This is a genomic window from Limosilactobacillus sp., from assembly GCF_051873035.1.
Lineage (GTDB): Bacteria > Bacillota > Bacilli > Lactobacillales > Lactobacillaceae > Limosilactobacillus.
In genome coordinates this window covers 1-11,328 of record NZ_JBJEEL010000029.1, presented here as the reverse complement: position 1 = coordinate 11,328, position 11,328 = coordinate 1, and the positions used below count along the sequence as shown (strand labels likewise).

At 47.9% G+C, this 11,328-nt stretch carries 16 protein-coding genes; 11 read left to right on the top strand and 5 right to left on the bottom strand.

Annotated features, from left to right (window positions below; all coding sequences use genetic code 11):
* Positions 1–57: 57 nt before the first annotated feature.
* Genes trxA through ACI31H_RS02905 form a run of 3 tightly spaced genes read right to left on the bottom strand, consistent with a single transcriptional unit; the run spans position 58 to position 1,704 of the window.
* Positions 58–378 (bottom strand): thioredoxin, encoded by a 321-nt coding sequence (gene trxA, locus ACI31H_RS02915; protein ID WP_439770501.1) that lies wholly within the window; start codon positions 376–378, stop codon positions 58–60.
* Between the two features lie 13 nt (positions 379–391).
* The gene (locus ACI31H_RS02910) at positions 392–1,033 is read right to left on the bottom strand and encodes an MBL fold metallo-hydrolase (RefSeq protein WP_439770500.1); all 642 of its coding nucleotides are present in this window, start codon (positions 1,031–1,033) and stop codon (positions 392–394) included.
* Between the two features lie 14 nt (positions 1,034–1,047).
* Positions 1,048–1,704, bottom strand: coding sequence for a DsbA family oxidoreductase (locus ACI31H_RS02905; RefSeq protein WP_439770499.1), 657 nt, complete (start codon positions 1,702–1,704; stop codon positions 1,048–1,050).
* A 127-nt stretch (positions 1,705–1,831) separates the two neighbouring features.
* On the opposite strand from ACI31H_RS02905, the gene ACI31H_RS02900 reads away from it, so the two are divergent.
* From ACI31H_RS02900 to ACI31H_RS02890, 3 genes are read left to right on the top strand one after another with little or no spacing between them, the layout of a single operon-like run.
* Positions 1,832–2,170 (top strand): winged helix-turn-helix transcriptional regulator, encoded by a 339-nt coding sequence (locus tag ACI31H_RS02900; protein ID WP_439770498.1) that lies wholly within the window; start codon positions 1,832–1,834, stop codon positions 2,168–2,170.
* A complete protein-coding gene (locus tag ACI31H_RS02895) occupies positions 2,167–2,418 on the top strand; it encodes a kinase to dihydroxyacetone kinase (protein WP_439770497.1) in 252 nt (83 codons plus the stop codon). The genes ACI31H_RS02900 and ACI31H_RS02895 overlap by 4 nt, the downstream gene beginning before the upstream one ends.
* Positions 2,419–2,432: 14 nt before the next feature.
* Entirely contained in the window at positions 2,433–2,588 is a 156-nt protein-coding gene (locus ACI31H_RS02890; protein WP_439770496.1) for a hypothetical protein, read from the top strand.
* A gap of 45 nt (positions 2,589–2,633) precedes the next feature.
* Here the strand turns inward: ACI31H_RS02890 and ACI31H_RS02885 are convergent, their stop codons facing one another.
* A complete protein-coding gene (locus tag ACI31H_RS02885; protein WP_439770495.1) occupies positions 2,634–3,044 on the bottom strand; it encodes a winged helix-turn-helix transcriptional regulator in 411 nt (136 codons plus the stop codon).
* A gap of 115 nt (positions 3,045–3,159) precedes the next feature.
* Here ACI31H_RS02885 and ACI31H_RS02880 point away from each other — a divergent pair, with 115 nt between their 5' ends.
* The 4 genes from ACI31H_RS02880 to ACI31H_RS02865 all read left to right on the top strand — a co-directional run bounded on the left by ACI31H_RS02880 (position 3,160) and on the right by ACI31H_RS02865 (position 6,675).
* Positions 3,160–4,131, top strand: a complete 972-nt coding sequence (locus tag ACI31H_RS02880; RefSeq protein ID WP_439770494.1) for an NAD(P)H-dependent flavin oxidoreductase — start codon at positions 3,160–3,162, stop codon at positions 4,129–4,131.
* An 11-nt stretch (positions 4,132–4,142) separates the two neighbouring features.
* Positions 4,143–4,898 carry a glucose 1-dehydrogenase gene (locus tag ACI31H_RS02875; RefSeq protein WP_439770493.1) on the top strand — a complete coding sequence of 252 codons (756 nt, stop codon included), beginning with the start codon at positions 4,143–4,145 and terminating at the stop codon, positions 4,896–4,898.
* Positions 4,899–5,106: 208 nt separating this feature from the next.
* Complete coding sequence (locus ACI31H_RS02870) at positions 5,107–6,282, top strand: NADH-dependent flavin oxidoreductase (protein ID WP_439770492.1); 1,176 nt, start codon at positions 5,107–5,109, stop codon at positions 6,280–6,282.
* 18 nt (positions 6,283–6,300) lie between these two features.
* Complete coding sequence (locus tag ACI31H_RS02865) at positions 6,301–6,675, top strand: winged helix-turn-helix transcriptional regulator (protein WP_439770491.1); 375 nt, start codon at positions 6,301–6,303, stop codon at positions 6,673–6,675.
* 112 nt (positions 6,676–6,787) lie between these two features.
* On the opposite strand, the gene ACI31H_RS02860 is transcribed toward ACI31H_RS02865, so the two are convergent.
* Positions 6,788–7,687, bottom strand: coding sequence for a glycine betaine ABC transporter substrate-binding protein (locus tag ACI31H_RS02860; RefSeq protein WP_439770490.1), 900 nt, complete (start codon positions 7,685–7,687; stop codon positions 6,788–6,790).
* 354 nt (positions 7,688–8,041) lie between these two features.
* On the opposite strand from ACI31H_RS02860, the gene ACI31H_RS02855 reads away from it, so the two are divergent.
* From ACI31H_RS02855 to ACI31H_RS02840, 4 genes are read left to right on the top strand one after another with little or no spacing between them, the layout of a single operon-like run.
* Entirely contained in the window at positions 8,042–8,692 is a 651-nt protein-coding gene (locus ACI31H_RS02855) for an ABC transporter permease (RefSeq protein WP_439770489.1), read from the top strand.
* On the top strand, positions 8,667–9,440 hold the full coding sequence (locus ACI31H_RS02850; protein WP_439770488.1) for an ABC transporter ATP-binding protein: 774 nt from the start codon (positions 8,667–8,669) through the stop codon (positions 9,438–9,440). Before ACI31H_RS02855 ends, ACI31H_RS02850 begins: the two co-directional genes overlap by 26 nt.
* Entirely contained in the window at positions 9,433–10,077 is a 645-nt protein-coding gene (locus tag ACI31H_RS02845) for an ABC transporter permease (RefSeq protein WP_439770487.1), read from the top strand. The genes ACI31H_RS02850 and ACI31H_RS02845 overlap by 8 nt, the downstream gene beginning before the upstream one ends.
* Before the next feature lie 6 nt (positions 10,078–10,083).
* On the top strand, positions 10,084–11,037 hold the full coding sequence (locus ACI31H_RS02840) for a zinc-binding alcohol dehydrogenase family protein (protein WP_439770486.1): 954 nt from the start codon (positions 10,084–10,086) through the stop codon (positions 11,035–11,037).
* Positions 11,038–11,328: the final 291 nt, after the last annotated feature.

Here is an 11,328-nt window from a genome sequence, read left to right as displayed (position 1 = left end):
AGAGCTGCTTAAAAAGCTATTCAATTTTCTTATCAGTACTTCTTGACAAAGAGCCGTTTAATCCATGTGGTTCTTCAAAATCATCTTAATCTGTTCCGGGGAGTGGTAGCCAACGAGCTTATCGACGATTTGACCATCCTTCTTTACCAGGAGGGTGGGGATACTCATGATCCCGAGATTCTTTGCCGTTGTGGGGTTTTCGTCCACATCCATCTTGGTGATCTTGACGTCCTTCATCTCGTCATCAGCGGCAACCTTTTCCACGGCTGGTGACTGCATCCGGCAGGGACCACACCAGGTAGCCCAAAAGTCAGTCAGGGTTACCCCGGTACTGGTGTCCTTTTCAAAAGTTTGGTCGGTGGTTGAAATGACGTTCATTTTATCGACTCCTTTAATCTTCATTGATCTCTTTCATTACAGCTCTTACCTGGCTAATCTGCATCGGCATCGTGTGGCCGACGAAACACTGTACCTCTGTCGGCAGCGGGCAGAGCTTTTCATTGATCGTTTTCATCAGTTCTGCCTTATTGCCGCCCGGAAACTGCCAAATTCCCGGACCATCGTTATACAGGACGTCACCCACAAACGCGACGGCATTCTCCTTATCGTAGTACGTAATCGAATCAAAAGAATGGCCCGGGGTGTAGATGGCTGCAAAATTAATGTCGGCTTCCTTCAGGTTAAGCTGATCGCCGTCTTTCAGTAAGCGGGGATGCTGCTCAATTACGATCCGTCGGTGATTCCGTCTGGCCAGATTAAGGTCGTCATCCTGGAGGTACTCGGGACCCCGTTGATGAATGTAGTATGGAATCTTCAATGCCTTAGTGAGCTGGTCGACTGCCCCGGTATGGTCAAAGTGGCCGTGAGTTAATAGGATCGCATCAATCTGCCAACCGTGCTGCTTAATGATGCGGAGCAGGAGGTCGGCCTGTGCTCCTGGATCAATCAGGCAGCCGTGGTTATTCTTTTCGTTAATGTAGAAGTAGGCGTTGGTTTGAAAAACGTCCCGAACGGGTTGCACATATAACCGCATTTTTTCACCAGCCCTTAGTTAGTAGCCTGTTCTTTTTGCAACGCTTCCGTAATTACCTGCTTAAAGATTGCCTTGGGCTGCGCACCCATAATGCCCTTATTATCAATAACAAAGAAGGGAACGGCATTCACTCCCTGTCTTGTAATAAAGTCTTCGTCAGCGCGGACATTATCAAAAAAGGCATTGCCCTCGAGGACTTCCTTAACCTTTGCCAGGTCTAGCCCGGCTTCTTTAGCGACATTTAGTAGAACATCGTGGTCAGCCAGCTTCAGGTTCTTACCGAAATAGGCAGCAAACAGGAGGTCAGAAACTCGCTTGGTCAGCTTAGGGTCACCCAAAGAGTTGACGTACTGGGTTAGCCGGTGGGCGTCCATGCTGTTGGTGTTCAAGGTGGAGCTGTAGTTAAATTCCAACCCTTCGGCGCGGCCTAATTCCGCAATCTTGTCGATCCGGTCTGCAGCCTCCTTTTCAGTTAACCCGTATTTCTTCGCAAACCGGACTACCGTGGTCTCTTGAACATCCTGCGGCGCATCAGGGTAGAGTTCAAAACTGTGATAGTCAAACTCAACTTGATCTTCAACGCCCATTTCCTGTACTAGGTTATCAATTCGCGCTTCGGCGATGTAGCAGAATGGACAAGCGTAATCGGTCCATACGGAAATTTTTACCATAGTAATTCCTCCTTAACTTACAAAAAGTTAGCTTTATTGACGAACTTAGTATATAATCGCCGTATAGTAATGACAAGTATGGACCTTTTAGATACATAGTATCCAAATAGATAGTAAGGGGGATAACATGGATAAGAAAGATGCCCTAGCCAATTTCAAAAGGATTGACATGGAACCCTTTGACGAGGCGATGGAACTAATCAGCGGTAAGTGGAAAATGAATATTTTATTCTGTATCTCAGAAATTGGCACGATGCGCTATGGCGAAATCAGGAGTACCCTTGGTAACATTACCAACCGGGTACTCTCAAAGAAGCTAAAAGAATTGGAAGAAAATGGCTTGATTATCCGCAAGGAATACCCGCAAATTCCGCCCAAGGTTGAATACTCCTTGGCACCGAAGGGAAAGAGCCTCTTGCCAATTTTGCGGATGATTTGTGATTGGGGAAAGGAGGAAATCAAGTGAAGGAATATCAATTCGATACCCAGGCTTTAATTGAAGGTTGTCAGTGGTCCGCAACACAACTTCGTCAGCAGATTACGGAGCGTTTTGTCGGGAACTCGTTAATCGTCGGTGGTGACAGTGAACTAATGAAGTTTCATTTCCACACTGATCATCCGGGCAAGGTGATTGACTACTTAGCCACGCTGGGCGATATTTTCGATGTTGTGATTGAAAATATGGAGCGCCAGAGCCGTGGCGAAAAGGGATAAAGGAGAATCAAATTATGGCAGAAAAGAATAAGTTAGACGCAATCGAATTCATTACTTCTAGAAACATGGACGGAATGTGCGGCCCCGAAGGCTGTAGCATTGCTGACCATCAGAAAATGATGGAAGAACGTCAGAAGCAGAATAAGGAAAAACAAGATAGCCAAAAATAATAAAAGTGACGCCTATGGGGGAAATTCCTTTAGGCGTCACTTTTGTTAATCGATACTAGGGTTCTTAGTGGGGAGCTTACTTGTTCCCGAGTCATACAGGTAGGCAATCTTGATCGGGTCATCGGGCGTAGATAGTTTTTGCGCCATCTGTTCACCGAATCGGGATAGGTTAATAATTTCTTGGCGCAGCGCTTCGCCTTCTGGTGTTAAAGAGTACTCTACGTGTGGGATCACCTCATCAAAGCTTTTCTTTTCGACAATGTGGTCTGCGATCAACTGGTTTAACTGCTGGGTCAGGACTTTTTTAGAAACTTTGGTGGGTGTAACTGCATTAACGTGGCGTAGTAGTTGCCCATAGCGATTCTCGCCAGCTCCTAAAAAGCAAATAATTGAAGGCTTCCATTTACCGTTAATAATTTTCAAAATATAGTAAACGCCTAAGTTATACTTCTCCACTTTCTCACCTTCATTTATCTTGAGTAGGCACTTTTAAGTGCCTACTTTTTACTAAACTCATTCTTAATTATACTGGCATTGTGAAGACAAGTACAAGAAGTGAGGAGGACTTACCATGACAACTAAGAACCGTGTCACTAAAATTCTTGAGATTGAAAAGCCAATCGTCCAGGGACCAATGACCTGGCTAACCGATGCCCACCTCGTCGCGGCGGTTTCCAATGCCGGTGGTTTAGGAGTCCTGGGCCCCAACGCTGGCCAATCTGCCCCGACCACTTCGGTTGAAGAGGCAGTTGAAAAAATGAGGCTTGAAGTACGGAAGACCAAGCAATTAACGACGCACCCCTTTGGCCTGAGCCTTCTGCCCGGTGAAGCGGATAAGGATCCATTTACCGTTCCGATGATTCAAATGGCGGCCGAAGAAGGGGTAGCCGCCGTTACCTATGTCGGAAATGTGATTCGCCCAGAGTTGTTTGAAATGCTGCACCAGAATCACATCAAGATTATTTACCGGGCCCTCTGCCCAAACCTGAAGGTAGCTAAAGAGGCCGAGAAGAACGGGGCCGATTTGATCGCGGTAACCGGTTTCGACCATGGTGGCGATCTTCCGGGGAAGACAATCAGCAATTTTGATTTAATCCCGATGACCGTCGATGCAGTTGATGTGCCCGTGCTCGCTGACGGGGGAATTGCCGATGCCCGTGGTGTTAAGGCCGCCCTTGCCCTGGGCGCAGAAGGGGTTTATTCAGGAACCGTGTTTATTGCCAGCACCGAATGTCGGGCGGACGAAAAAGTTAAGCAGCTGGTCGTTGACAGCACTGCTGAAGACCTCTTGCTCTTTCGGACGGCCCCGGCACCGTTCTACCGTTCCCTGCCGACTAAATTAGCGGAGAAATTAGTAAAGATGGACCATGAGGGAGTGCCGAGTGCACAGATTGGTCAAGCAATGCGGGGTGGTATCAAGACGGCAATGCTAGATGGTGACTTTGATCATGGCTACATCACTTTAGGAAACGGCATTTCTAATATTCACGAGATTCGTCCGGTGAGTGCCATTATCGATGATTTGATGCAAGAAATTAACTAAGGAGAGTAAAAATGGATCGTTTAAAGAATAAGGTTGCACTAATTACTGGTGGTAGTATGGGAATCGGCTTCGCCAGCGCCAAGTTATTCGTAAAGGAAGGCGCTAAGGTGGTCATTACGGCCCGGAACTCAGAAAAAGGTGAGAAGGCTGCTAAAGAACTCGGCCCGAACGCCCGCTTTATCCAGCAGGATGTTTCTAAAGAAAGTGATTGGAAACGCGTTATTGATACGACACTAAAGACGTTTGGTAAGCTCAATGTGCTAGTTAATAATGCCGGTGTTGGTATCTTTGCCGACGCGGAAAATATCACTGATGACGTCTGGAATAAGACGATCGCGATTAACCTCACTGGTACCATGTACGGTATCCATTACGGGATTAACGCCATGAAAGACAACCACGAGAGTAATTCCATTATTAACGTTTCATCAATTGAAGGCCTGATCGGTGACCCGGACCTGTTTGCTTACAACGCTTCAAAAGGTGGTGTAAGGATGATGACTAAGTCGGCGGCGCTTGATACTGCTAGAAAGGGTTATGATATCCGTGTTAACTCAGTCCACCCAGGATATATTATGACGCCGCTGGTTGAAAATCAGATGGCAGATGATCCCAAGCTTAAGGAGAAACTACTCGGTCTACACCCGCTCGGTAGACTAGGGAAAGCAGAGGAAATTGCCAATATGCTGCTATTCCTTGCCAGTGATGAATCGAGCTTCTCAACCGGTAGCGAATTCGTAGCGGATGGTGGATACACTGCTCAGTAATCTAGTAAATTTAAGGACGCTTGCCAAAGTCCGTTTAACTAACGACAACGTGCAAGTGTCCTTTTTTATATCAAAAAGATGGCCCCGCTAAACGTTGCCCTGATTCAAAGGGGCCCTCAATGTTCCTAGCGGCTAAATAAGTGCCTACTTCACGAAAGTTACTTACGATTATATAGTAAGACCATCAACGAAAAAGGAAGTATGGAACATGACGAAACAATATCACTTTATGGAACCATATCAATTCGCTAATGGTGCCAAGCTACAAAACCACATTGTAATGGCCCCGGTAACGACCCAGTCGAGCTTCTTTGACGGGACCGTTTCAAACGATGAGGTTAATTTCTACCGGATGCGCTCCGGCGTTGGGATGATTATCGTTGAAGTTGCTAACGTCGATGCGACCGGGAAGGGCTTTGAGGGGGAACTTTCCGTTGCGGAAGACCGCTTTATCCCGGGCCTTAGCAAACTCGCCAACGCAATTCACTCCAAGGGTTCTAAGGCCGTCCTACAGATTTTTGACGCGGGTCGTAAAACAACTAAGGAAATCCTGCGGGGGAAGCAACCCCATAGTGCGAGTGCCGTGGCCCCACACCGTGATCCTGAGAATGTCCCGGTTGCCTTAACCGAACGAGAGATTACGGCGATTATCAAAGACTTTGGTGCGGCCACCCGTCGTGCTATTCAGGCCGGCTTTGATGGGGTTGAGATTCACGGTGCCAATACCTACCTGCTTCAGCAGTTCTTCTCCCCGCATAGTAACCGGCGGACCGACAAGTGGGGCGGGGATGTTTATCAACGGATGGCCTTTCCAAAGGCCGTGATTGCGGAAGTTAAGCGGGTAGCGGACCAGTACGCGCCGCAGGACTTTATTATTGGCTACCGTTTCTCACCGGAAGAACTATCGAAGCCCGGTATCAGAATCGCGGACACTTTAAAATTGGTGGATACCCTCAGTGACCAACCCATTGACTATCTCCACAGTTCAATGGGTAACTACCGGCGGACGTCCTTAATTGATAAGAATGACCAGGAAACACTTAATGGTAAGATCCTCAAAACGATTGCCGGGCGGAAGCCGTTGATTGAGGTGGGGAGCATTCAACCCCCCGCTGATGCGGAAAATGTCCTTAGCACGGGAGCAAGCCTCGTGGCGATGGGCCGGGAACTATTACGTGAACCGAACTGGGTTGAAAAAGTTGCTGCTGGGGATGAGAATAGTATTCGTTATCAATTATCACCGGTTGATATGGAACTAGTTGGGCTGCCAGGTGGATTACAGCGCGAACTACGAACTGGTTTCTTAGACGCGATGAACTTTACTGATCAGCAGACCACCAGTTTCTTAAATAAGTTTGGTCAAGTAGAAGGTTTCGGTGGTTAATAGGAAGGAGAAAGCAGCGTGAGAAAGATTTACCATGTTGCGGTGGAGGCAACGTTAGACGTAATTGGCGGTAAGTGGAAGCCAATTATTTTGTGCCATTTTGGTGACGGTACAATGCGGACGAGTGAACTTCGGCGGGCCATTCCAAACATCTCACAACGGGTATTAACCAAGCAATTACGTGAACTAGAAAGGGATAAGATCATTAAACGTAAGGTTTACGGTCAGGTCCCACCCAAAGTTGAATACTCATTAACGGCGGAGGGCCGGTCCCTTCGCCAAATCCTGGTGGCAATGTCTGATTGGGGAAATAAACGGGTGGCGCGTGAACAAAAGGAGGGCCAGGATGTTCAAATCCTGGATCCCGACCCGCACGGCTTTTTGAATATGTAGAAAAGGGGCCCAGAGTTCGATTTTACCGAACTCTGGGCCCCTTTTGTGTACCGTGCTGTGGACCTGTAATCGATATAACAGACCTAAGTCACAGCCTATTTAGTTAATATAATTACTTCATATTGTGGTTGTACCAATTTTTAGCAACGGTCTTGTAATTCTGACCGTCAACACTGACCTTCTTGTTCAGTTGAACTAGTTGCTTGGTGATTAATTTAGCGTCGACCTTATTCAGAGTCTTTTCCATCTTAGGGTAAGCTTTAACGGCCTTGTTATTGGCAACTGGCACCAAGTTATATGGTGACCACAGGTTCTTGTTATCCTTGACTAATGTGAACTTACTCGTTGCTAGCTGGCCGTCCGTCGTGGAAACTGGGGCCGCATCGGCCTTTCCTTGTGACATGATCTTGTAGAGCAAGCTGGTATCGTAGTCCTTGATGGACTTGAAGTGGAACTTGCCATAGGTCTTGTTCATCCCCGGCAGGGCGTCGGCCCGCTTTTCAAATTCACCCTGGGAAGCAAAACGGATCTTGGAGGAATTCTTTTGCAGGTCACTTAAGTTCTTAATGTGGTACTTCTTTGCTACGCTGGTACGGATCCCCACCCCTTGGCGGTCATCGCCGGGAGCGTAATTAAAAGTAGTTAGGTTATCCTTAGCAGCTTCCTTCTTTGCCATAGCAGCCATTTGCGCTTCGGTCTTGCCATGACCATTCTTATGATTGTAGGCCTCGACGATTGTCCCAGTGTAGTCTGGATAAACGTCAATCTGCCCGCTCTTAACGGCCTTGTAGACCACGGAATTAGCGATGTTTTGCTTTCGCGTAACCTTGTAACCAGCGTTTTCTAGTGCGAGGGCATAGATTTCGCTGACGGTTTTACTTTCTGGTAATGCCTTGGAACCGACAATGATTGGCTTGCTTGAAGCGGCGTGTGCGGCCGGAACGACGGTACCAAGCCCTATAATTGTAACCATTGCGATCACAACTGGCTTTATTATTTTCTTAAAATTCATCGGTGCTTCCTCCTTAAATAATAGCAATTTCAACTCGTGACGAATTATATACCAAGAAATAGCAAGCTGTCAACAGCAAGGTGGCACTTTCGCTATTTAAATTGACATTAGTAACTTGATTAATTACAATGGGGTGGTAAGAAAGTGGCCCCATGAGAGTCGCAAGGCGCTTATTGAGACTTATAAGGGGAAAATATTGCTAACTAGTGATAACATGGCGGGGAGTATTGAAACTTCACTGCCTAATGGGGAAGCTGCTTAAAACAGTTCGACCCTCAAGTTACCCGTGTACTACAGAATAAAGATAAGTAGTTACAAGTTCGGAATCGCTCATCTAAAAGGAAGGAAAGAAAAGTGTTTAACCAAATCATCCATTACTTTCAAAACAATAGTGGCCAGTACTGGGGCTACGTTGGTCAGCACATCGGTATCAGCGTATTAACCTTAGCGATTGCGATGGCTATTGCCCTACCGTTAGGCTACTTAGGATCGCGCAATCGAACGGTTGCGGGTTTTTGTACCGCCTTTGCCCAGGTCCTGCGGATTATCCCGAGTTTAGCTTTGCTATTTCTTTTGATTCCCTTTATCGGGACCGGGTTACTTCCGGCACTAATTGCCCTGATTATTTTGGCACTCCCGCCGTTGCTAATTAACACGATCCTGGGTTTCAACGAAGTGAGCCCACTTTACAAGGAGGTCGGCGAAGCGCTGGGAATGGACCAGCGGCAGTTGCGCCGGCAGATTGAGATCCCGCTGGCAATGCCCTACATCCTGAACGGAATTAAACTAGCGTTGATTGAAATTATCGCCTCCGCTACGTTGGCAACCTATATCGGTGCTGGTGGCCTGGGTACTCTAATCTTTACCGGGCTCGGCCTTTATAATATGGCCTATGTTCTTATCGGTGGGGTTAGCGTTGCTCTCTTATCACTACTCGCAATGCTTGGCTTTGATTACTTGATCAGAAAGGTACAACAACATGAGCAATCCAATTATTCAATTTAACCATGTCAGTAAGAAGTACAGTCAAAATACGGCCGTTGATGACCTATCATTTAGTATTGATAAAGGTGAGTTTGTCACCGTTCTGGGTTCGTCAGGCTGTGGTAAGACGACCACGCTTAAGATGATCAATGGCCTTATTCAGCCGACCAGTGGAACCATTACGATCGCTGGTAAGCGGCTTAGTGATTGGGACCTGGTCGACTTGCGCCGGCATATAGGCTACGTGGTTCAGCAGATCGGCCTTTTCCCCCACATGACCATTGCCGACAACATCGCCGTTGTTCCGAAAATGTTAGGGTGGGAGCAGGATAAGATTGACCAGCGGATTCAGGAACTACTGGAATTAGTTCAATTGAACCCGGCCCAGTTTGCTAATCGGTATCCGGGCCAACTCTCTGGTGGTCAGCAGCAACGGGTCGGGGTTGCCCGGGCACTAGCCGCCAACCCGCCCTACATTCTTTTTGATGAACCGTTTGGTGCATTGGATGCTCTTACCCGGATCCAGCTTCAAAAGGAACTGAAGCGGATCCACGCGGCCCTAGCGGATAAGACCTTCCTCTTTGTCACCCACGATATCAACGAGGCCCTCTTTCTCGGCCAACGGGTCATGGTGATGAACCAGGGACGACTAGAGCAGTTTGATGTCCCGGCCCAGATTGTTCACCAGCCGAAAACCCAGTTTGTCAAGGAATTATTGGGGACCGTCCGGCAGAATCACCAGTTATGGGAGGGGGACCAAGATGATTGAGTATTGGCAGATGAATTGGCAGACCATGCTGGAAGACGTTCAGCAGCATGCCGTTATGGTATTGGCCTCCCTAGCAATTGCGATCATCATCGCGATGGCGTTAATCCTGGTGCTGATGCGTAAGCGTAACTGGCTGGAAGGGCTGGTTTACGTCTTTTCCCTCCTTTATTCGATCCCGAGCTTTGCCTTCTTTGCCATCCTCTTACCGTTCTCGGGACTTGGCATGCGGAGCGCCATCATTGTGTTGACCATCTACAGTGAGTATGTCCTTCTCCGTTCCTTTATTACCGGTATCCGGGAGGTTGACCCAAGCTTAGTCGAGGTTGCCCGGGGGATGGGGATGACCCAATGGCAGGTTTTTGTTAAGGTTCAGCTACCCCTGGCCCTGCCCGCCATCTTTAGTGGGATCCAGGTGGCACTGGCTTCAACGATGGGGATCGCGACGATTGCGGCCACGATCAATGCCGGCGGGCTTGGACAGTTACTCTTTGAAGGCCTGCAGAGCCAACAGGCAGTTCCAATTCTATGGGGGACCATTTTAACGATGGCACTTACCCTAGTCTGTGCCGGCATCTTATGGATAGTGAAATGGAGTTTGGTTCATCGCTGGCAGCGTGTTTTAAGAAGTGCGAGGTAAGGACTAATGAAAGCAGTTGTAATATACAAGGCCGGTGGTCCGGAACAGTTAACTTATAAAGAGGTCCCAACACCGCAGGTTAAGCCGGGCTGGTCGCTGGTGAAGGTGAAGGGCTTTGGGGTCAACCATTCCGAGATCTTTACGCGGCAGGGGCTCTCACCGGATGTGAAATTTCCCCGAATCCTGGGAATTGAGTGTGTGGGCGTCATTGCCGACACCACCGACCCGCAAAAGTTACCGGTGGGCCAAAAGGTCGTTTCAATTATGGGTGAGATGGGCCGGGCCTTCGATGGGTCCTATGCCGAATACACCCTCCTGCCGAATGACCAGATTTACCCGGTAACCACGAACCTTGACTGGGCAACACTGGCGACGATTCCCGAAACGTATTACACGGCCGATGGTTCAATGTTGAATTTACGCCTGCAAGCTAGTGACCACGTATTGGTGCGGGGAGCTACCAGTGGTGTTGGTATCGCCTTTGTTAAACTGGCGAAGGCCTGCTACCCAGGTATTCAGGTTGCTGGGACGACGAGGAACCCGGCCAAAAAAGACCAGCTTCTTGACCAGGGTTTTGATGATGTCATTGCGGATCATGATGGCCAATTACAGACGGACCAAAAGTTTGATAAGGTACTGGAGCTGATCGGACCAGCCACGACAAAGGATAGCTTTAAGCACGTGGTTGAGGGCGGGATCGTTTGCAGTACGGGCCAGCTGGGGAACCAGTGGTACTTACCCGAATTTGACCCCATCATGGACCTGGCACCGAACGCCTACCTCACTAGCTTTTATTCGGGCAACGTTGACAATACGAAGTTAAATGACATGCTGAAGCTAATCGAGGAAAAGCGGGTAGCGGTTAAGCCAACGAAGATCTTTTCGTTAAATGAATTGCCCCAGGCGCATGCGTTTCTGGAGAGCAAGAAGAGCTTTGGCAAGGTGATTGTACTGAACTGAGTCAACAAAAAGCGCCAGCCGAGGCCAGCGCTAGCAAACGGTAATACTATTTCAGTGTCGAACGAATTAATTCAATTACCTTGTAGATTGAATTTTTAACGTACTTATTAGGTGCGATTAATATGATAAGGCCGGTGCGCAAATTGGAATCAGTTGGTTACTTATTCCAAGCCGGCGGGATATCTGAAAGGATGCCCTTTTTTAGTAAAAAGGCTAGTTTTCAATAGATTTGATAATTCTGGTAGATTATAGAATGAAGTTAGCCACCCAGTTGGTGGTAAATAAAAAACG

Excerpts from the sequence above, each read along its gene's own strand:
- trxA (WP_439770501.1), bottom strand. The coding sequence starts at position 378 with ATGAACGTCATTTCAACCACCGACCAAACTTTTGAAAAGGACACCAGT.
- ACI31H_RS02910 (WP_439770500.1), bottom strand. The coding sequence starts at position 1,033 with ATGCGGTTATATGTGCAACCCGTTCGGGACGTTTTTCAAACCAACGCC.
- ACI31H_RS02905 (WP_439770499.1), bottom strand. The coding sequence starts at position 1,704 with ATGGTAAAAATTTCCGTATGGACCGATTACGCTTGTCCATTCTGCTAC.
- ACI31H_RS02900 (WP_439770498.1), top strand. The coding sequence starts at position 1,832 with ATGGATAAGAAAGATGCCCTAGCCAATTTCAAAAGGATTGACATGGAA.
- ACI31H_RS02890 (WP_439770496.1), top strand. The coding sequence starts at position 2,433 with ATGGCAGAAAAGAATAAGTTAGACGCAATCGAATTCATTACTTCTAGA.
- ACI31H_RS02880 (WP_439770494.1), top strand. The coding sequence starts at position 3,160 with ATGACAACTAAGAACCGTGTCACTAAAATTCTTGAGATTGAAAAGCCA.
- ACI31H_RS02875 (WP_439770493.1), top strand. The coding sequence starts at position 4,143 with ATGGATCGTTTAAAGAATAAGGTTGCACTAATTACTGGTGGTAGTATG.
- ACI31H_RS02870 (WP_439770492.1), top strand. The coding sequence starts at position 5,107 with ATGACGAAACAATATCACTTTATGGAACCATATCAATTCGCTAATGGT.
- ACI31H_RS02860 (WP_439770490.1), bottom strand. The coding sequence starts at position 7,687 with ATGAATTTTAAGAAAATAATAAAGCCAGTTGTGATCGCAATGGTTACA.
- ACI31H_RS02850 (WP_439770488.1), top strand. The coding sequence starts at position 8,667 with ATGAGCAATCCAATTATTCAATTTAACCATGTCAGTAAGAAGTACAGT.
- ACI31H_RS02845 (WP_439770487.1), top strand. The coding sequence starts at position 9,433 with ATGATTGAGTATTGGCAGATGAATTGGCAGACCATGCTGGAAGACGTT.
- ACI31H_RS02840 (WP_439770486.1), top strand. The coding sequence starts at position 10,084 with ATGAAAGCAGTTGTAATATACAAGGCCGGTGGTCCGGAACAGTTAACT.